15 protein-coding genes are annotated in these 20,726 nt (G+C 48.4%); 9 read left to right on the top strand and 6 right to left on the bottom strand.

Features of this window, described 5'->3' with window-relative positions; genetic code table 11:
• Positions 1-44: 44 nt before the first annotated feature.
• Positions 45-824, top strand: coding sequence for a tRNA threonylcarbamoyladenosine dehydratase (locus DW769_RS04095; protein WP_055226710.1), 780 nt, complete (start codon positions 45-47; stop codon positions 822-824).
• A gap of 89 nt (positions 825-913) precedes the next feature.
• On the opposite strand, the gene DW769_RS04090 is transcribed toward DW769_RS04095, so the two are convergent.
• The 5 genes from DW769_RS04090 to murC all read right to left on the bottom strand — a co-directional run bounded on the left by DW769_RS04090 (position 914) and on the right by murC (position 8,907).
• Positions 914-3,346, bottom strand: a complete 2,433-nt coding sequence (locus tag DW769_RS04090; RefSeq protein WP_118750002.1) for a GH36-type glycosyl hydrolase domain-containing protein — start codon at positions 3,344-3,346, stop codon at positions 914-916.
• A 263-nt stretch (positions 3,347-3,609) separates the two neighbouring features.
• Positions 3,610-4,800, bottom strand: a complete 1,191-nt coding sequence (locus DW769_RS04085) for a ribose-phosphate pyrophosphokinase (protein ID WP_022463223.1) — start codon at positions 4,798-4,800, stop codon at positions 3,610-3,612.
• Positions 4,797-5,795 carry an ATP-binding protein gene (locus DW769_RS04080; RefSeq protein WP_022463224.1) on the bottom strand — a complete coding sequence of 333 codons (999 nt, stop codon included), beginning with the start codon at positions 5,793-5,795 and terminating at the stop codon, positions 4,797-4,799. The genes DW769_RS04085 and DW769_RS04080 overlap by 4 nt, the downstream gene beginning before the upstream one ends.
• Positions 5,796-5,816: 21 nt before the next feature.
• On the bottom strand, positions 5,817-6,980 hold the full coding sequence (locus tag DW769_RS04075; protein ID WP_118750001.1) for a DnaD domain protein: 1,164 nt from the start codon (positions 6,978-6,980) through the stop codon (positions 5,817-5,819).
• A gap of 535 nt (positions 6,981-7,515) precedes the next feature.
• Positions 7,516-8,907, bottom strand: coding sequence for a UDP-N-acetylmuramate--L-alanine ligase (murC, locus tag DW769_RS04070; RefSeq protein ID WP_118750000.1), 1,392 nt, complete (start codon positions 8,905-8,907; stop codon positions 7,516-7,518).
• 560 nt (positions 8,908-9,467) lie between these two features.
• Between murC and DW769_RS04065 the strand changes: the two genes are divergently transcribed.
• From DW769_RS04065 to DW769_RS04050, 4 genes are all read left to right on the top strand, one after another.
• A complete protein-coding gene (locus DW769_RS04065) occupies positions 9,468-10,739 on the top strand; it encodes a glucose-1-phosphate adenylyltransferase (protein ID WP_022463227.1) in 1,272 nt (423 codons plus the stop codon).
• Between the two features lies 1 nt (position 10,740).
• On the top strand, positions 10,741-11,856 hold the full coding sequence (glgD, locus tag DW769_RS04060; protein WP_117761731.1) for a glucose-1-phosphate adenylyltransferase subunit GlgD: 1,116 nt from the start codon (positions 10,741-10,743) through the stop codon (positions 11,854-11,856).
• A 28-nt stretch (positions 11,857-11,884) separates the two neighbouring features.
• Positions 11,885-12,175 carry a septation regulator SpoVG gene (gene spoVG / locus DW769_RS04055; protein ID WP_022463229.1) on the top strand — a complete coding sequence of 97 codons (291 nt, stop codon included), beginning with the start codon at positions 11,885-11,887 and terminating at the stop codon, positions 12,173-12,175.
• Positions 12,176-12,551: 376 nt separating this feature from the next.
• Positions 12,552-13,619: a P1 family peptidase gene (locus DW769_RS04050; protein ID WP_118749999.1), complete on the top strand. Its 1,068-nt coding sequence runs from the start codon at positions 12,552-12,554 to the stop codon at positions 13,617-13,619.
• A 1-nt stretch (position 13,620) separates the two neighbouring features.
• On the opposite strand, the gene DW769_RS04045 is transcribed toward DW769_RS04050, so the two are convergent.
• Complete coding sequence (locus DW769_RS04045) at positions 13,621-15,591, bottom strand: sigma 54-interacting transcriptional regulator (RefSeq protein WP_118749998.1); 1,971 nt, start codon at positions 15,589-15,591, stop codon at positions 13,621-13,623.
• A 446-nt stretch (positions 15,592-16,037) separates the two neighbouring features.
• Between DW769_RS04045 and DW769_RS04040 the strand changes: the two genes are divergently transcribed.
• The 4 genes from DW769_RS04040 to DW769_RS04025 all read left to right on the top strand — a co-directional run bounded on the left by DW769_RS04040 (position 16,038) and on the right by DW769_RS04025 (position 20,725).
• Positions 16,038-17,738, top strand: coding sequence for a glutathione ABC transporter substrate-binding protein (locus tag DW769_RS04040; RefSeq protein ID WP_118749997.1), 1,701 nt, complete (start codon positions 16,038-16,040; stop codon positions 17,736-17,738).
• Positions 17,739-17,878: 140 nt separating this feature from the next.
• The gene (locus DW769_RS04035) at positions 17,879-18,799 is read left to right on the top strand and encodes an ABC transporter permease (RefSeq protein ID WP_118749996.1); all 921 of its coding nucleotides are present in this window, start codon (positions 17,879-17,881) and stop codon (positions 18,797-18,799) included.
• A 12-nt stretch (positions 18,800-18,811) separates the two neighbouring features.
• The gene (locus DW769_RS04030; RefSeq protein WP_055265632.1) at positions 18,812-19,696 is read left to right on the top strand and encodes an ABC transporter permease subunit; all 885 of its coding nucleotides are present in this window, start codon (positions 18,812-18,814) and stop codon (positions 19,694-19,696) included.
• 15 nt (positions 19,697-19,711) lie between these two features.
• On the top strand, positions 19,712-20,725 hold the full coding sequence (locus DW769_RS04025; RefSeq protein ID WP_055219240.1) for an ABC transporter ATP-binding protein: 1,014 nt from the start codon (positions 19,712-19,714) through the stop codon (positions 20,723-20,725).
• The last annotated feature ends 1 nt before the right edge of the window (position 20,726 follow it).

Here is a 20,726-nt window from a genome sequence, read left to right as displayed (position 1 = left end):
CTATTATTGTAGTAGAGATTATAAACAAGGAGGAAGGAAAACAAATGGCATTAAATCAGTTTTCCAGAACACAGCTTCTGCTCGGACAGGAGAGCATGGATCTTCTGGCGAATGCAACCGTTGCCGTTTTCGGTATCGGCGGCGTGGGCGGCTATACCGTGGAGGCGCTGGCAAGAAGCGGTGTCGGCCATTTTGTGCTGGTAGACGATGATAAGGTCTGCCTCACCAACATCAACCGTCAGATTATTGCGACGAGAAGCAGTGTCGGAAAATATAAAGTAGACGTAATGAAAGAACGCATTCTGGATATCAATCCGAAAGCGGAGGTAGAGGTATACAAATGCTTCTATCTGCCGGAAAATGCGGACGATTTTGATTTTTCGAAGTATTCATACGTGGTGGATGCTGTCGATACGGTGACAGCGAAGATTGAGATTATCATGCGCGCCAAAGCGTGCAATGTGCCGGTCATCAGCTGCATGGGAGCCGGAAACAAGCTGGACCCGACGAAGTTCCGCGTGGCGGATATCTATAAAACGAACATGTGTCCGCTGGCAAAGGTCATGCGTCGTGAGATGAAAAAACGCGGCGTGAAGAAACTGAAAGTGGTTTATTCAGAGGAAAAATCCCTCCGTCCGCTTGAGGATATGAGCATCAGCTGCCGGACAAATTGTATCTGTCCTCCGGGAGCTGCAAGAAAATGCACGGAGCGGCGTGATATCCCGGGCAGCGTAGCGTTTGTGCCGTCCGTAGCAGGACTGATTCTGGCGGGAGAGGTCATCAAAGATCTTTCCGGTGTCAGAGAGAGACGGCAGCTGCAGTAAAAAATAAGAATAAAAGGGACGAGCCCCGAAAAAGCAGTTGTGCTTTCCGGGGCTCGCCTTGTGTTTATGGAGATTTGAAATTTGAAAAATTACATTACGGCAACAACATCATATTCGGTGCAGCCTTCGGTGAGCGGAATCAGATTTCCTTCTACTGCGGTTCCGTTTACCGTGAGGGAAGAAATACCTTTCTCCCTGTGCTCCGGATTCTGGAAGGTGATGTTATACCATGCACCGCGGAAGTATCTGCGGATCTTGAACTCTTCCATATTGGACGGAATACACGGATTTAAGGTCAGTCCGTCGTAATCCGGCTGAATGCCGAGGATGTACTGGGAAACATTGACAAAAGTCCATGCGGCAGTACCGGTCAGCCAGGAGTTCTTTGCCTCACCGAAGTGAGCAGCGTCTTTTCCGGCGATCATCTGAGAGTAGACGTACGGCTCGGTGCGGTGGATCTCGCTGATGTCCTCAATATAAGCCGGGCAGATCTTGCGGTACAGGTCAAATGCGCGGTTTCCGTGGCCGACAACGGTCTCAGCGATGGAGATCCATGGGTTGTTGTGGCAGAAGATACCAGCATTCTCTTTGTATCCCGGCGGATAGGAGGAAACCTCACCAAGATTCAGGTAATACTTGGTGTAAGCCGGCTGCAGAAGAACAACGCCGTACTTGGTTTCCAGAATGTTCTGGACAGAAGTCAGGGCTTTTTCTGCCAGTCCTTCTTTGACACCGATTTCAGCAAGAACACAGAAGCCCTGCGGCTCGATGTAGATCTTACCTTCCTTACACTCATTGGAGCCGACTTTTTCGCCTGCTGCATCATAAGCACGCAGGAACCATTCGCCGTCCCAGCCTGCATCAAGGACTGCCTGGTAAACTTTTTCGACTTCTTTTTCTGCGTAAACAGCTTCTTCCTCATTGCCTCTGCGGCGGCAGATGGCTGCGTACTCTTTGCCGTATTTCACGAACATAGCGGCGATGAAAATGGACTCAGCAACCGGTCCCTCGGAAGGTCCTGTCGTCTGGAACGGTTCGCCCGGCTCTGCAGAGAAGCAGTTCAGGTTCAGACAGTCATTCCAGTCTGCACGGCCGATGAGCGGCAGTTTGTGCGGTCCGAGATGGGTTACGGTAAAGTCGAAGGAACGTTTCAGGTGCTCCATCAGAGGCTGCGCCTTGGTGGAATCGTTGTCGAAATCAACCTGCTCGTCGAGAATAGAGAAATCTCCGGTCTCTTTGATGTAGGCGGCACATCCGGCAATCAGCCAGAGCGGGTCATCGTTGAAGCCGCTTCCGATATCCATGTTTCCTTTTTTCGTCAGTGGCTGGTACTGATGGTATGCGCTTCCGTCTTCAAACTGGGTAGCGGCAATATCGAGCAGACGCTCTCTTGCGCGGTCCGGGATCAGATGAACGAAGCCGAGCAGATCCTGGCAGGAGTCACGGAAGCCCATGCCACGGCCGGTGCCGGACTCAAAGTAGGATGCGGAACGGGACATGTTGAAGGTAACCATACACTGATACTGGTTCCAGATGTTGACCATGCGTCCCAGTTTTTCATCTGCACAGGAGAGCGCATATTTTGCCAGCAGGCCTTCCCAGTAGGAAGCAAGCTCTGCAAGTGCTGCGTCAACCTGCTCGTCGGTCTGATAGTGGGAGAGCATCTCTTTTGCCGGTTTTTTGTTGATCACGCCAGGAGCTTCCCATTTGTCATCCGCTGCATTCTCACAGTAGCCGAGAACGAAGATAAAGGAGCGGGACTCGCCTGGTTTTAAGGTAACGTCGATGTGGTGGGAACCGATCACACCCCATCCGCTGGCAACGGTGTTGCCTGCAGTGCCGCGCAGAACGGTCTCCGGGCGGTCATTTCCGCGGTAAGCGCCAAGGAAAGCGTCGCGGTCGGTATCGTATCCGTCGATCGGGCAGTTGACTGCATAAACAGCGTAATGTCTGCGGCGCTCGCGGTACTCAGTTTTGTGGTAAATCTCAGAACCCTGGATCTCAACTTCGCCGATGCTGAAGTTTCTCTGGAAGTTGGTCATATCGTCCATGGCGTTCCAGAAGCAGAACTCTACAAAAGAAGTCAGAGCCAGTGTTTTTTCTTCGGTGCCGTTGTTGGTCAGCATGAGACGGTTTACTTCGCAGGAATCTGCCAGCGGAACAAAAGCGGTCAGTTCAGCGGCAACTAAGTTTTTGGAAGAAACAAAGCGGCTGTAGCCAAGGCCATGATGGCACTCGTAGGAATCGAGCGGCGTCTGGGTCGGCTGCCAGCCCGGGTTCCAGACGGTATCGCCGTCCTTGATGTAGTAGTAGCGTCCGTTCTGATCGAGCGGCGTATCGTTATAACGGTAACGGGTCAGACGCAGAAGTTTTGCGTCCTTGTAGAAGCTGTATCCGCCGCAGGTATTGGAAATCAGAGAAAAGAAGTTCTCAGATCCCAGATAGTTGATCCACGGAAGCGGAGTCTTCGGGCTTGTGATGACATACTCTTTTTTCGCATCATCAAAATGTCCAAATTGCATGTGTGATACCTCCTTCGTCGTACAATGTAATTTCATTATACAGCCGAAAAAAGAAAAAACTAGCAAGAATTTGCTAAAAATATAAAAAAACGCCGAAACCGTTTTCGTGACAGTTTCGGCGTTTGTGAATATTCACGAATTGCTCCGCAATTCTGCAAACATTCGGAATCCGCTGGCGCTGCTTCCTCATGTTTGGCGGGTTCCAAATTCGAACGCTTTATCGTGCAAGCACGAACAGCTTTCGAACTTTGAACCCTGGAATATCAGATCTTCTCGTGATTCTTAAATTTCTTAATAACTTTCTGAATACGATCCGCCGGATCCAGCAGTCCGCTGATGGAGGCGTCGTGATTCAGCTTGTCGATGATGAGAGCGATATATTTGCTCAGGTCGCAGCTGATGTAATATTCGCGGGAGAGAAGCTCCGGTGTCTGGTATACGACGTTGGTGGTCAGAACTTTTGTGAAGAGTCCTTCCTCATAAGCCTTGTCGAATTTCTCCAGTCCGCTGGTGAACAGTCCGAAGGTCGAGCACATGTAGATGTTGCGTGCCTCACGATCCTTTAAGAGTTTGGCAACTTCCAGCATACTCTCGCCGGAGGAGATCATATCGTCGATGATGATCATATCCTTACCTTTGACATCAGCACCGAGGAACTCATGGGCAACGATCGGGTTGCGTCCGTCAATGATGGTAGAGTAGTCGCGGCGTTTGTAGAACATACCCATGTCAACACCGAGGTTGTTTGCCATGTAGATAGCACGGCCCATACCGCCCTCATCCGGGCTGATGACCATCAGATGATCCTTGTCGAGCTTCATATCCGGTGCATTGCGCAGGATGTTTTTGATGAACTGGTAAGCCGGCTGGATGGTTTCAAATCCATGCAGCGGAATCGCGTTCTGGACACGCGGGTCGTGAGCGTCGAAGGTGATGATGTTTTCTACGCCCATAGCAGTCAGCTCCTGCAGACCAAGTGCGCAGTCGAGAGACTCTCTTCCAGATCTCTTGTGCTGGCGGCTCTCATACAGGAATGGCATAATGACATTGATTCTGCGGGCTTTTCCACCGATGGCTGCGATGACACGCTTCAGATCCTGGAAGTGGTCGTCCGGAGACATGTGGTTGGTGTAGCCGCACAGAGAATAGGTCAGGCTGTAGTTGCAGACATCGAGCAGAATGTAGATATCGTCACCGCGGACAGATTCGTTGATGATACCCTTTGCCTCGCCTGAACCGAAACGCGGAACCTGAGACTGGATAATGTAGCTGTCACGCTCATATCCTTCATAGGCAGCGACATATTTTTCCGCAAATTCATTGCCGCGTCCTTTTCTCCAGCTGACCAGATAATCGTCGACCTTTTTTCCAAGTGCGGCGCTGCTGTTCAGCGGGATCAGTCCCAGTCTTCCGATTGGCAGTGTGTCAAAATGTCCTTCAGTTCCCTTACTCATGCTTTGGTTCCTCCCAAAAGTTTTTTCTGGATCCGAATATCGTTTCCAAAAAGTTTAATGATGGTGTAGTTACTTGAAATTCGTGAAAAGGTACGTTCCGAGTACGTCTCCATGAAGCGGTCAAGGGGCAGGTTCGTGGAGATAATCGTCGATTTCTTCCGCAGGATGCGTTCGTTGATGCAGAGAAAGAGCTGGGAAGAGACGAAGCTGTTGGTCAGTTCCGTACCTAAATCATCGATGATCAGAAGATCGCAGTCAAAGATATTGGCGTGAGCGTCTTTTGCTTCTTCTGAACTGGAAAAGGTGTAGCGTGCAAACAGGTCAAACAGATCAAATGCAGTAAAATAAATCACACAGAACGACTGCTCGATCAGCTCGCGGGCAATACAGTGCGAAAGAAACGTTTTTCCGACACCGGTGTCGCCGTAAAAGAAGAGATTTTCAAACGACGAGCCGAAATTGCGGACGAACGCCTGGCTTTTTTCGAGCGCGGCAGCAGCGGCCTCGCGGGAAGTGAGCGGTGTTCCGGTACTGGTCAGGCTGTCCGAGTAGTAATCCAGGGAGAACTGGCCGAAATTTTCGGTTTTCAGAAGCTCTTCCACGTTGGACTGCCGGTACAGAAGATCGACGGCAGCTTTTTTGAAGCAGGCGCATTTCTGCGTGCCGTTGATGTAGCCGGTGTCGCGGCAGAGCGGGCAGTCATACGTCAGCTCGAGATAGTCTGCCGGGTAGCCGTGCATGGAAAGGAGCGCCGCGCGTTCCTGGGAACGGTCACGGATGGCAGCATTCAGGTCGAGATCCATGGAAGCGTCTCCGTTCAGCATCGCTTTTGCTTTCCGGACCGAGAGGGATGCAATCTCGGCGTCGATTTCCGCAAGGCGCGGAATCTTTTCATAAGCAATGCGGATGTGCTCCTGCTGTTCTCTCTGGTGGCGGAGCTGCCGTTCGTTGTACATGCGCATAATCGCATCGTATTGCGGGTTTGTCAGTGCCATAGTTGTTTCGTCCTCCGGGCGTTATTTCAGAAGCTGTTCTTCTAACTTCTGGTAGTCGTATTCTCTCTGATGGAAATTGTTGAAGCGGTTACTTGAAGCAGCAGGAGCGGTTTTTCGTGCCGCATTCTGATCAGATGCGGTTTTCTTCCTTTTCTGGTGCTCCGCATCGCGCTGTTCGACGTCTGCCATGGAGCGGACGCCCTGTTCCTTCCATTTGGAGAGAATGCCTTCCGCGTACTGGAAGCTCGGCTGGCCGATCTTGGAAACGGTGCGCTGACAGGCTTCCGTGATAAGATCAATCGTAAAACCGTAGGTATTCAGCCAGCGGTCCATCATCTCGGCTTCTTTTTCCACCGGTGCGCGGTTGCGGATGCCGAATGCTTTCAAAATTGTGTAGTAATGTTTGTTGAATGTCGTGGTCTCCTGTTTGGCAGAGGCAACATCGCGGATTCCGCTTTCCTGCCAGGCGAGTCCTACCTTTTTCAGGTAGTGGATGCTGGTGCTTCCCTTCGAAACACAGTATTCCACCAGGTATTCCAGAAGATCCGCGGAAAAATGGAGATCATCATAGAAAAACATGATGCATTCGATTTCCGTCGGCGACAGAAGATGACCGAAATACGTCTGCGCAACGTAAAGAACGTGCTGCAGTTCTTCACGGCTGCCGGGAGCGAGTTTTTTTTCTGCTGACTGTCCGGAAATACCGGAACTGGAAAGATCATCTGCCGGAGAAGAGGCAGATGGGGCAGAAACGGCCGGCTGTGGTGATGGAGCCGGGGTCTGTTCCGTCTGCGGGATTTCAACGGATACAGCAGAAACAGCCGGTGCAGCCGCAATCGGGCCGGAAATCGAGGATTCCGGTGTTGGAAGGATTCCGCTTTCTTCCTTCCGGACAAGCGGCAGAAAGGCGATTCCGGTCGGAACGCTTTCCCCGGCGGTGTAGGAGAGCGAGAGGATTCCCTGCTTCTCCCAGTATTTCAGCGCACGGACGATATCGTTTTCCGTGCAGGAAAAAAAATCTGCCATCGATGACAGAGTGGAATCCTGCTGATGGTCTTTGACCAGCTTCAGCAGATAAAGGTACACTTTTACAAATTCTCCGTTGGCTGCGGGCATATATTGTTCCAGAAAAAGATCCGGCACAGCAGTCACACTGGCCAGGCAGTCATTGTTTAATGTCAGCATACTCAAAATTACACCATCCTGTTCTTATCGTGCGGCAGATTTTTACTTTTAGCGATCTGTTTTTTATTATACGTCTTGCCTTCTCATACACAATCAAGTATAACACAGTATTTTCGACAAGTGAATAGGTGTTTTGCGGAAAAAACATTCCGGGAAAAAGGCACGGTGGATGAAAAAGGACTGTGGACAATGTGGATAATGTGGAGAAATCCATTTTGTGAAATATTATCATCTACCAAAAATGTTGAAAAATGGAGGAAAACAGGGAAGTATAGGACTTTCTGGTGATATCATTATGTAAACAAAGTTATACACAGGGAATCCACATTGTGTGGATCGTAAAAATGTGTATAAAATTGTGGACAATGTGGATAACTCTGAAAACAGGCGAAAATACAGGAAAATAGCTGTGAATAAAAATGTGCGTAACTATTTGGCGAAAAGACAGATTGTGTGGATTCGGAGCAAAAAAAGACCCTGTGGAAAAAGGAAAACTCCATTTTCCACAGGGAGCAGGTAAAGCGAAAGAATGATTTTATTTTTCGGAAGCAAGAAGCTCCTCACCGATTTTTACAACGTCTCCGGCACCCATGGTGATCAGCATGTCGCCCTCGGCAAGATTTTCGTTCAGATAGTTTTCGATTTCCGCAAAGGATGGGAAATATTCGCAGGCAGTGCCGAGTTTTACAATGCGCTCCTGGATATCTTTGGAGGAGATGCCGAGCGTATCGGTTTCTCTGGCTGCGTAAATATCGGCGAGAACCACATGGTCTGCCAGGGAAAGAGCGGCGGCGAAATCATCGAGCAGCGCTTTCGTTCTGGTGTAGGTATGCGGCTGGAAGACGCACCACAGTGTTCTGTGCGCACAGTTTTCAGCGGCTTCCATCGTTGCACGGATTTCGGTTGGATGATGCGCATAATCGTCGATCACCTTTGCTCCGTGGTATGTACCCTTATACTGGAAACGGCGGTCGGTTCCGCGGAAGGTGGCAAAGCCTTCGTGGATGGCGTTTTCCGGCAGCTGCAGTTCATCGGCCAGTGCAATGGCAGCCAGGGCGTTGGAAACGTTGTGAAGTCCCGGAACCATCAGCGTGTAGCGACCGCGCAGCTCGCCACGGCAGATGCAGTCGAAGGACGGGTGATCGAACTCATCGTAGGTGATGTTGGCAGCGGTATAATCAGCGACAGCCTGATTCTCCAGCGCGTAGGTGACAATTTTGCAGCCAAGGCCTTTGGTTACGTAATCGTATTTCGGCGTATCGGCGTTGATGATCAGCATGCCGTCGGCCGGGAGCAGACGGGCAAATTCGCGGAAGGAATGGCGGATATCATCAATATCCTTAAAAAAGTCAAGATGATCCGCATCCATATTGAGGATGATGCCGATTTTCGGGAAGAAACTTAAGAAACTGTTGGTGTACTCACATGCTTCGGTCAGGAAAGTTTCGGAATGGCCGACACGGATATTTCCGCCGATGGACGGAAGAATACCGCCGACAGAAATCGTTGGGTCACAGTCGGCTGCCATCAGAATGTGGGAGAGCATGGAGGTTGTCGTCGTCTTTCCGTGGGTACCGGAAACGGCGATCGGCATATTGTAGTTGCGCATGATCTGTCCAAGCAGTTCAGCGCGGGTCAGCATCGGAATGCCGGCAGCTTTGGCGGCGGCAAATTCCGGGTTGTCCGGATGGATCGCTGCGGTGTAAACGACAAGGTCGATGCCAGGAATGATATTTTCCGCCTTCTGGCCGTAGAAAACCTGTGCGCCAAGAGAAGTCAGGTGGCGGGTCAGGTCACTTTCCTTTGCATCGGAACCGGAAATCGTAAAATTTTCTTTTAAAAGAATTTCAGCAAGGCCGCTCATGCTGATGCCGCCGATGCCGATAAAATGTATATGGATTGGTTTACTGAAATCTACTTCGTACATAGTATCTCCTTCAATGTGTCTTTTCACTGAATTGGGGAAATTTTCTCAATTAATCATAGGAAAGAACAGAGTAAAATCCAAAGCCGTTTCCCCGGAATCCGGCCGGAACTGTTCTGGCTAATAGTATACACGTATTTGCCGGAAAAGTAAAAGAAAAAAAGCAAAGGAAAATGAAAATGAAATAAAAAATAATAAATAAACATTATGGAGCAGACTATGTGCAAAATGCAATGTTGCAAAATGAAAACGACGGGAAGTGACAAAAACTGGTAAAAAAAATAAACGGATTGTCGAAAATTGTTGAAAATCATGATGCGATTCTGGCAAGTTGAAAAATGTATAGTCAAAAGTAATAAAATATAAGAAAAAAATAAAGAAAAATTATAAAAAACGTTCACAATGTGACGGAAGTGTGGTATAATTTACCTTGTAGTTATCAAAGAAGTGCGTGGATATGAAAAGCCAGGACCGACAGGGGATCATTTCTGAAGGCAGACAGGAAGTATGCCGTACATTCTTACAGTTACTGCAAATCTTTAGATACGACAAGAGGTGATTGCATGATTAAGAAAGAGATGATAGCAATGCTGCTGGCAGGCGGCCAGGGAAGCCGTCTCGGTGTGCTCACGGAGAAAGTGGCAAAACCGGCAGTAGCATTTGGCGGAAAGTATCGAATCATCGACTTCCCGCTCAGTAATTGTATCAATTCGGGAATTGATACGGTAGGCGTACTGACCCAGTATCAGCCGCTGCGGCTGAATACCCATATCGGAATCGGTATTCCGTGGGATCTCGATAAAAACGAAGGCGGCGTAACCGTTCTGCCGCCATACGAAAAAAGTACAAACAGCGAATGGTATACAGGAACTGCAAATGCAATTTACCAGAACATGGCTTATATGGAAACATACAATCCAGAATATGTTCTGATTCTTTCCGGCGACCACATTTACAAAATGGATTACGAGGTGATGCTTGACTATCACAAAGCAAACCACGCAGATGTGACCATCGCATGTATGCCGGTACCGATCGAAGAAGCAAGCCGTTTCGGTGTCATGATCACAGACGGAAACGGAAGAATTACCGAATTTGAAGAAAAACCGGAGCACCCGAGAAGCAACCTCGCTTCTATGGGCATCTATATTTTCAGCTGGAAAGCATTAAAGGAATCTCTGACAGCCCTGAAGGATCAGCCGAGCTGTGACTTCGGAAAACACATTCTGCCGTACTGCCGCGACAACGGAAAACGTCTGTTTGCGTATGAGTTCAACGGCTACTGGAAAGATGTCGGAACGCTTGGCTCATACTGGGAAGCAAATATGGAGCTGATCGATATTATTCCGGAATTCAATTTATATGAGGAATTCTGGAAGATCTATACCAAAGGTGATATCATCCGTCCGCAGTATGTTTCCGGGGACGCTGTCATCGACCGCTGTATTATCGGCGAGGGCGCTGAAATCTACGGAGAGGTACATAATTCCGTCATCGGTGCGGATGTGCGCATTGAAAAGGGTGTTGTTGTAAGAGATTCTATTATTATGCGCCACAGCACAATCGGCGAGGGAACCCAGGTCAATAAAGCCATTATTGCAGAAAACGTACATGTCGGCAAACATGTTGTGATGGGCGTTGGCGAGGAAGCGCCGAACGTCTTAAAACCGAATATTTACGGATTCGGACTTGTGACCGTTGGAGAAAAGGCAGTCATTCCGGATGGCGTAACCATTGGAAAGAATGTCTGCATTTCCGGCGAAACTTCCCTTGAGGATTACCCGGATGGCACACTTCCGTCCGGCGGAGCAATTGTAGAAAAGGACGGTGAGTAATATGAGAGCATTGGGAATTATTCTTGCAGGCGGTAACAACAACAAAATGAGAGAGCTGTCCAATAAAAGAGCCGTTGCAGCTATGCCGGTCGCAGGCAGCTTCCGCAGCATCGATTTTGCGCTGTCAAGCATGGCAAACTCTCATATTCAGAAGGTGGCTGTCCTGACACAGTACAACGCCAGATCCTTAAATGAACATTTGAGCTCTTCCAAATGGTGGGATTTCGGAAGAAAACATGGCGGTCTGTTTGTATTTTCTCCAACCGTTACATCAGATAACAGCTGGTGGTACCGTGGAACGGCAGACGCGATCAGTCAGAACCTGAGCTGGCTGAAAAACAGCCATGAACCGTACGTAGTTATCGCATCGGGAGATGGCGTATACAAACTGGATTTCAATAAGGTGCTGGAATATCATATTGCAAAACGTGCGGATGTTACTGTGGTATGCACGGATTCCAAGGAAGCAGATACCAGCCGCTTCGGCGTCCTGAAGATGAATGAGGACTGCCGCATCGAGGAGTTCGAGGAAAAACCGATGGTTTCGAGCTCCAATGTGATCTCCACCGGTATCTATGTCATCCGCCGTCGCCAGCTGATCGAAATGATTGAGCGCAGCGCACAGGAAGACCGCTACGACTTTGTAAAGGATATTTTAATCCGTTACAAAAACCTGAAACGGATTTACGGATACAAGATCAATACCTACTGGAGCAACATTGCTACCGTAGATTCCTATTACAGAACCAACATGGATTTCCTGAAACCGGAGGTAAGAGATTACTTCTTCGGCCAGTATCCGGGCATCTACTCCAAGATCGACGATCTTCCGCCGGCAAAATACAATCCTGGCTGTGCAGTGAAAAATTCTCTTGTATCCAGCGGCTGTATCATCAACGGACAGGTTGAGAACTCTGTTTTGTTCAAGAAGGTATATGTTGGAAACAATTGTGTGATTAAAAATTCTATCATCTTAAATGATGTATATCTCGGAGACAACACTCACATTGAAAACTGTATTGTGGAGAGCAGGGACACCATCCGTGCAAACTCCTATCACTGTGGGGAGGACGGCATCAAAATTGTTGTCGAAAAAAACGAAAGATACGCCATCTGATTATGGGGTGAAAGGGGCATAAAAGTTTATGAACATTACAGACGTGAGAGTACGCAAGGTAACAAAAGAAGGAAAAATGAAGGCGGTTGTGTCTATCACAATCGATGATGAATTTGTCGTACATGATATCAAAGTGATTGAAGGAGAAAAAGGACTGTTTATTGCAATGCCGAGCCGTAAGGCTACGGACGGGGAGTACCGCGATATCGCACATCCGATCAACTCCGGAACCAGAGAAAAGATTCAGACCATTATCCTGAAACAGTACGAACAGGCGATGGCAGAAGCGGAAGCAGAGGAAGCTGCTGCAGAGGCCTGAGCAAAAAGAAAGAACGCCCCCGGGCGGAAAACGGAAGTGGTTACGTTTTCCGCCGGGGGCGTTTTTGTCAGTAAAAACAAAGATGACGATATACAAAAGTATATCGCCATCTTTTTATGAGGGGGGAGATAGTGAGTGGTTTATCAACTATCCGAGATTTATTATAAAAGGAATATGTGAGCAAAGTGTGTCCAAATTCTAAAAGAAATGGAAAAAATATAAAGAAAAGAAGAAAAATTGTGGGAAGAGGTATGGACAGAAGAGAGAAGAGAGCGTAAAGTGAGAGAAAAATGTATCTTCGGAGTCTTTTTTTGTGCCTGTATTTGTGCGAGCTGAAAAATTCCGGGAGTACATCATAAAAAGAGGAGGAAACAGGATGAGACAGAAGAGAATCAGCGATTACGGATATCGGATTGGACATCATGAAAATGGACCGCGAAACAAAATTACGGATGTGCCCGGTGTGCGGGTAGGCCATGCGACGGTGGAAAGTGGAAATCAGCATACCGGAGTGACGGTGATTGTGCCGGGAGAAGGCAATCCGTTTCTGAAAAAGTACCTGGCGTCTGCCTACGTGCATAACGGTTTCGGGAAAACGTGCGGTCTTGTGCAGGTACAGGAGCTCGGAACTCTTGAAACGCCCATTGCCCTGACCAATACACTGAATGTCGGAAAAGTGGCGGATGCCATGATTTCATGGATGATACAGCAGACCCGAAAAGAAGGGGAAGATGTTTTTTCCATCAATCCGGTTGTCGGAGAATGTAATGATTCGAGAATCAATGAGATTTGTAACCGGGTAGTGGGGGAAAAAGAGCTGTATCATGCACTGGAGCAGGCGGATACAGACTTTGCGGAAGGTGATATCGGTGCCGGAACAGGAACTATCTGCTATGGGCTGAAAGGGGGAATCGGATCAGCATCCCGCACGCTGGTGCTTGACGGAAAAACATATACCATTGGTGTTCTGGTACAGTCAAATTTCGGGGCAACCAGAGATTTGAAAATCAGTGGAAAACCGGCAGGAGAGAAGATTCTGGAGCGGATCCGGAAGGAAGAATGTGGAAGCAGCGCCGAAGACCGGGGATCGATTATGACGGTTCTGGCAACAGATCTTCCGGTATCGGAGCGGCAGCTGTACCGGATTATCCGCCGCTGTGGAGTCGGAATCGCCAGAACAGGAGCCTATACCGGCCATGGAAGCGGTGAAATCATGATCGGATTTACAACAGCAAACCGCGTAGACACAAAGAGTACATGTGAGGTGGAAGCGTGTGCCCGGATAAAAGAAGAAAAAATCAACGAGGCATTTGAAGCAGCGGCAGAGGCTGTGGAGGAAGCGATCCTGAACTCTATGGTAACCGCAAAGGAAAAAAGAGGCCTGGACGGAGCCAGATACCGCAGCCTTGCAGAATTTCTGGAAATACCGGGATTTCTGAAATAAATTATTTTTCCAGAACCATACGCCCCAGCTCGGAAATTTCACATCCGCCTTTTGTCCGGTGCACGATGAGATAACCGGCGGAAGAAAGCTCTCCGAGTACGGTGCGCAGAGCCGCTTCGGATACAAAGGTTTCTCCGTCGGCCAGTCCGTTTTTGATTGCCAGGCGGCCTGCTTTCGGATGCGTCGATACGAAAGAAAGAACCTGATATTGAAGGTCGGTGAGGGAAACGTCAGCCATCTGGCGGGAGCGGAGGTACGTTGGCAGATCGGAAAGCTGCAGCTTATGGCTGCTGTACCGGGTAAACAGGCTGCAGGACAGATTGTACAGCTCATGAATATTTCCGGGGTACGCATATTCCTTCAGAAAGCGCAGAAGCCCTTCCGAAAAGATCCGGTCGCAGGTCATATCGGTGTTGTGGAAAAACTGAAGCAGAAAGTAATTGAGAAGATCGGGAATATCCTCCCTGCGTCTGCGGAGCGGGACTGTCTGAAGCTCTGAAGCACTTAAAAGGTGAAAAAGTTCCCGCAGGAAGGTTCCTTTTTCTACTTTTTTGTAAAGGTTATCATCCGCAATAGCAATGATCCGCACATCGAAACGGCGGGTTTCCGGTGCGGAAAAGAAGTTACCATGAACATTGGTAAGAACATTGACCAGCAGATCCTGAATGGAAAGCGGAAAACGGTCCACCTGGGAAAGAACGAGTGTGCCATGGTTGGTTTCGGCAAGAAGCCGGAGCAGGGAGGCTTCGGTCAGATCATTTCCCGGAGAATGAAGAACGGAAAACGGATAATGATGGCGGCGCGAAAAATTGTGGATCGCACGTGCGAGTGTCCTGCGCTGTGTACCGCTTTCTCCCTGGATCAGAATCGGAAAATCAAAAAGTGCAAGATGTCTGGCCTGCGCCATCAGATTCTGGACGGAATCTGCGTGGGACAGGGAAAGGGAAAAGGTACGGGAGGAAGCGAAAAAAGTGCTTTCTTCCGTTTTTTCGTCTTTCGGTACCGACATTTCCGTGGATCTGCTCTCGGGAAGAAACGCAAGAAAAACAGGCTCTGTATCCGGAAAAACCATAGAGAGAACGCTTAACGTGATCTGTGTTTTCTGATCCGAAAGGAGAATGGTCCAGTCACCGTTGCGGTCGAAAGCAGTGTCCGCGTAGGCAGGCGGAAGACATTCCGAAAAAGGCTGTCCTTCAAAGTTGGAGGAGGGAAGCGAGAAGGCATGTGCAAATTTAGCGTTCATGAACTGAATGCGGCCATCCGCACCAAACAGACAGATGCCAATGGGAAGAGAGAACAGGATAACCTGCATGAGCTGTTCGGTCTGTACATAATTTGTATAGTAGGTTTCTGAGGTCTTGACGGTGTGAAGAATCTGATTGACATAATTGCGCGATACACGGTTTACGGTCTGCAGAGGAATGTTGAAATATTCGCAGAGCTGTAAAATAGTGGAAATATCGATGATACGGTTGCCGATATCCAGCACATTGGGAATGCGGGAAGGAACGAGCTGCGGCTCGCCGGCGGTGATGGCAAACTGAATGTCAGACTCGGTATCCTTGCATCCGGGATAAAACGGAACAAAGTCATATTGTGTGATGCCGCATTCCTCAAGCTGGGAAATGATAGCGAGCGTGGAATATTTATCATCGTTTACCAGATAGACACGTTCGTGCGGCGGAATCTGAATGATTTTATCCAGGAACATATGGTTGAAAACGCGGTCGCAGGGGAGCTGCAAAATGGAGGAGTCAAGGGTAAGCGGAAAGGTTTCCATGGCGCGGACGCTTGGAAAAAGGACGCACTGGTATCCCCGGAAGAGAGAGGGGTCTGTGGCCTGCTCTCTCAAAAGGGTATTGAAGGTGAGATATTCACCGAGCACGGAGTGAAGATAAGACTGAAATTCGGAAAGCATTCGTTTCCGGGAAGAAATGATCAATACGTTGCCAAGCTTTTGTTTTCTGTTCATAAAGGGACCTCTTTTCCTGGTCAAGCGGGTATTCGCAATCCGCTTCGCTACTTGCTCATAACCGAATAACTGCTCCGCAGTTTATCAGAAGGAGCTTGCACTCCTCCTGATACAAGCAAGTCCCCACCCACTGCTTATTGCTTTTCGCAATGGAAGCAGGGGACTTACTTGATTCGGTTAAAAAGTGGTAATGGGTTAAAAATTAGGATAATTATATCATTTTTGACGAAAATAAACAACCTAAATGCAAAAAGACAAAAAAGAAAAGAAAAAATCAGGAAGAATGCTTTGACATAGTGACGCATTACATCTATAATACCGATTAAGCAAAGGGGCTGTAAAAAAAAAGTAAGGCATCTTTGCTCTTTTTTATATCATGGTTCTGTTATCTGTGAAAAAAAGGACAAAGAAAAACAGCAGCATTTGCAGAAAAGGAGGAGACAACAATGAAAAAAAGACATGTAATGCGTGCTCTGGTTGCAGCAGCAACGGCACTGGCATTGACAGCATGCGGATCGACAGGTTCTTCTGACGCAAGTAAGAGCACATCAACAGCATCTGCTGCATCGACCTCATCCGGTTCGGAAGCAGATACAGAGAATACCATCACGATTCCGGCAGGCGAGTCGGTATCCCAGGATTCTGATGTTACGGCAATGGTAGCTGTAGACTTTACCACTATGGATCCGATGGATACTTCCGATACACTTTCCGGTGGTGTACAGCGAATGATGATGGACGGTTTGTTTGGATTCGATGAGAATATGCAGATCATTCCGATGCTGGCAACCAGCTATGAAGCAAATGATGAAGCAACCGAGTATACGATTCATCTTCGTGAGGGCGTAAGCTTTACCGATGGAACTCCGTGGAATGCAGATGCCCTGATTGCAAACGTAAATAAATGGGCAGACAAGAGCCTTGGACTGAAACGTACTACATTCCTCTGCAATGTTCTGGATCATGCAGAGAAGATAGATGATTATACCGTTAAAATTTATTTATCACAGTCATTCGGTGCTTTCATCAGCAACCTGGCACATCCGGCTACGCTGATCATGAGCCCGAAACAGATTGAAGCAGGAGAAGATGCCTGTGCACAGGCACCGGTAGGAACCGGACAGTACAAATTTGTTGAGTGGGTTGCCGGTGACCATATGAAAGTAGAACTGAACAAAGACTGGTGGGGATATGACGCAGACGTCTGCGGCGGAACTGCTCTGGCAGATGCAGATGCAGGATTTAAGAGCATCACATTCAAACCGGTTGCAGAAAGTGCTACCCGTGTATCTGCAATTCAGGCAGGTGACGCACAGATTATGTGGTCTGTACCGACAGAAAGTGTTGACACCTTAAAAGGTGACAGCAACGTATCCGTTGGAATGGGCGACAGCATCGCCGTATGGTACTTCTTCATGAATACACAGAAAGCACCGTTCAACGATGTGAAGGTTCGTGAGGCAATGGCTTATGCAATCAACAAAGAGGCATATATCCAGGTCGTTATGAACGGTTACGGTTCTGTGGCAACTTCTATGGTAGGAGAAGAAGTACAGCACTACAAAGGAAATGATCCGTATTCCTACGATCCGGAAAAAGCAAAAGAGCTGTTAAAGGAAGCAGGATATCCGGATGGATTTACCACAACACTGATGTACAGCAACACGACAGCAAATCAGAAAAAAGCAGAGTTCTACAAACAGCAGCTTTCTGAGGTTGGTATTGATCTGGAATTGAACGGAATGGAAAATGCCGTTCTGAATGAAAAGGTTCAGGGAGCTGACTGCGCAGGAGCAGATGCCGAGGTTGACTGCTACTTAAGCGGATGGTCTACTTCCACCGGTGATGCTGACTGGGGACTTCGCCCGATGCTGGCAACCGAATCTGAACCGCCGATGAGCTACAACATCAGCTACTATGAGAATGAAAAAGTAGATCAGCTTCTCAAAGATGGTCTTGCAACAGCAGATGAAGACAAACGTGGTGAGATCTATGCAGAAGTACAGGATACTGTATGGAAGGATCTTCCGCTGCTCTGCATCGCAAGTGATAAAAACATCTGGGCAACCAGCAACAACATTACCGGAGTATATCTGTTAGGCGATGGAAGCATCGGCATGAGAAATGCCAGAATGGCAGCCGAATAACGGCAGACTGAAATAAGGATATGAAAAAGACCCCGGCGTCCTTCCATCAAAAGAGGGCGCCGGTTTCTTACAAACAGGAAAGCAGGCAGTGATCCGTGGGATTGTACCTGTAGGATAAGCATGAAAGTAGGAGATACAATATGCCAAAATATATACTGAAGCGTATTGTGGGTACGATCCCCACACTGATTATTGTTGTTACATTTGTATTTTTCTTTGTCCGCCTGATTCCGGGAGATCCGGCGAGACTCGTTGCAGGAGAGCAGGCAACACAGGATGACGTAGAGGCAGTAAGAGAAGAGCTTGGCCTCAATAAATCCATTCCGGCACAGTATGTTACCTACGTGACAGGACTTTTAAAAGGAAATCTCGGAACCTCCCTTCGAACAAAGCAGCCGGTTACAAAGGAAATTGCGGGAAGATTCGGAAATACCGTCCGTCTGGCATTTGTCACATTGCTGTGGAGCTCGGTTGTTGGTGTGCTCTTTGGTGTGTGGTCCGGAACACACCGGGGAAAATGGCAGGATTATACCGGAATGACGATTGCGGTCTCAGGTATTTCGCTCCCCTCGTTCTGGATCGGCTTTCTGCTGATTATGCTGTTTGCGGTAAAACTGCGAATTCTGCCGACAACAAGCGGAACAAGCCTGAAAAGTCTGATTATGCCGTCGATCACGCTCGGCGTCGGAATTGCAGCCGTGATCGCACGATTTACAAGATCCTCCATTATTGAGGTTTTAAAAGAAGATTACGTCAGAACAGCAAGAGCAAAAGGAATCAAAGAAAAGGTTGTGATCTGGAAGCATGTTTTCCGCAACTCCATGATCTCCGTCGTGACGGTTGTGGGTCTGCAGTTCGGCTTTCTGCTGGGAGGTTCTGTTGTCACAGAAACGGTATTTGCCTATCCTGGCCTTGGCTCCCTTCTGATTGAATCGGTCAATTACAGAGATTATCCGGCAATCCAGTCCCTGATTCTGATCTTTTCGCTGCAGTTTATCGTCATCAACCTGATTGTCGATATCCTCTATGCGGTTCTGAATCCGGAAATTAAACTTCAGTAGGAGATGAGTGGAATGAAAGAAAAGAAAAAAGTACAGACCGAGAACCAGGAGAGAATTAAAACTCCGTTTTCTGAGATGGTTCGAAAATTTAAAAAACAGAAAAATGCAGTAGTTGCGCTTTGTTTTATCATTTTTCTCATTTTCCTTGCGTTTTTCGGAAGCAAAATTGTGCCGTACGGAATCAATGAGTATGATTACAATGCGATTCTGCAGGGACCAAGTATGAAGCACCTGTTTGGAACGGATGAGTTTGGACGGGATCTGTTTTCCCGTATCGTCTGTGGAACCCGGATTTCACTTGCAGTCGGATTCGGCGCTGTTACGGTCGGTGCAGTCTGTGGTACCATTCTCGGACTTCTGGCCGGATATTACGGCGGATGGATTGATTCTATTATTATGAGAATCTGCGATGTCCTGTTCGCTTTTCCGGGACTGATTCTTGCAATCGCCATCGTGGCAATCCTCGGAAGCGGCATGACAAACGTTGTGATTGCGGTCGCTGTCTTTTCTACACCGACCTTTGCGCGGCTTGTCCGAAGTAAAACGCTGAGCCTGAAAAATTCCGTCTTTGTCCTGGCGGCACGGAACATCGGTGTTTCCGATGCAAGAATTCTGTTTCACCATATTCTGCCGGGAGCCATTCCGGACATCATTGTACAGTATTCCATGTCATTTGGATCTTCCATTCTGACAGCATCGAGCCTTTCCTTCCTGGGAATGGGCGCACAGCCGCCGACACCGGAATGGGGACTGCTTCTTTCCAACGGAAGAAACTATATGGCAAGTGCAATGTATGTGACGATTTTCCCGGGTCTTGCGATTTTCCTTACCGTACTGAGCTTTAACCTGTTAGGCGACGGACTTCGCGATGCACTCGATCCGAAACTTTCCGATTGATAAGGAGGAGCAGAAGTGGCTACTGATAACGTACTTGAGATAAAAAATTTACATACGTATTTCTATACCGATGGCGGCGTGATCAAAGCAGTAGACGGTGTCGATGTGGAGCTTCGACGCGGCGCAACGCTTGGTATCGTAGGCGAGTCGGGAAGTGGAAAGAGCGTGACATCCCTCTCTGTGATGGGATTACTGACCGGAACGAAAGGAAAAATTGCTGACGGCGAAATCCTGCTGGATGGCGATGACATTGTAAAGCTGACGAAGGAACAGCAGAGAAAGCTGCGCGGAAGCAAGATTTCCATGATTTTCCAGGAACCGATGACCAGTCTGAACCCGGTCATGAAGATTGGAGACCAGGTGGCAGAATGCGTTCTGCAGCACGAAAAAATATCAAAAAAAGAGGCACTGAAAAAGGCAGAGGACATGCTCCGGAAAACGGGTGTTCCGCGTGTGGAGCATATGATGAAGGAGTATCCGTTCCAGCTTTCCGGCGGACAGAGACAGAGGGTCATGATTGCCATGGCGCTTGTATGCAAGCCGGAAATCCTGATTGCGGATGAGCCGACGACCGCACTGGATGTAACGATTCAGGCACAGATACTGGATCTGATGAATCAGCTGAAAAAAGAGACGGGTACATCCATCCTGTTTATTACACATGATCTTGGCGTTGTTGCAGAGGTCTGCGATGATGTTGCCGTTATGTACTGCGGCCGCGTGGTAGAGCGCGGAGATGTAAAAACAATTTTTGCCAATCCGTCCCACCCGTATACGAAGGGACTGCTGGGATCGATTCCGAGACTGGGAGACGCCGGAAAAGAACTGAAGTCGATTCCGGGTAACGTTCCAAACCCGAAATATATGCCGAAAGGCTGCAAATTTGAGCCGCGATGTCCATACGCTTCGGAAAAATGCCGCGAGGAAGAACCGGGATTTTTCCAGATCGAGGAAGGCCATATCAGCAGATGCTGGCTCTGCGAAAGCGGACAGCTCAAAACAGATCACGTAGAGAAGGCAGGTGACTAGG

This window comes from Blautia sp. AM29-29, assembly GCF_003480555.1.
Lineage (GTDB): Bacteria > Bacillota > Clostridia > Lachnospirales > Lachnospiraceae > Fusicatenibacter > Fusicatenibacter saccharivorans.
This window is presented reverse-complemented; position numbering and strand designations above follow the sequence as displayed.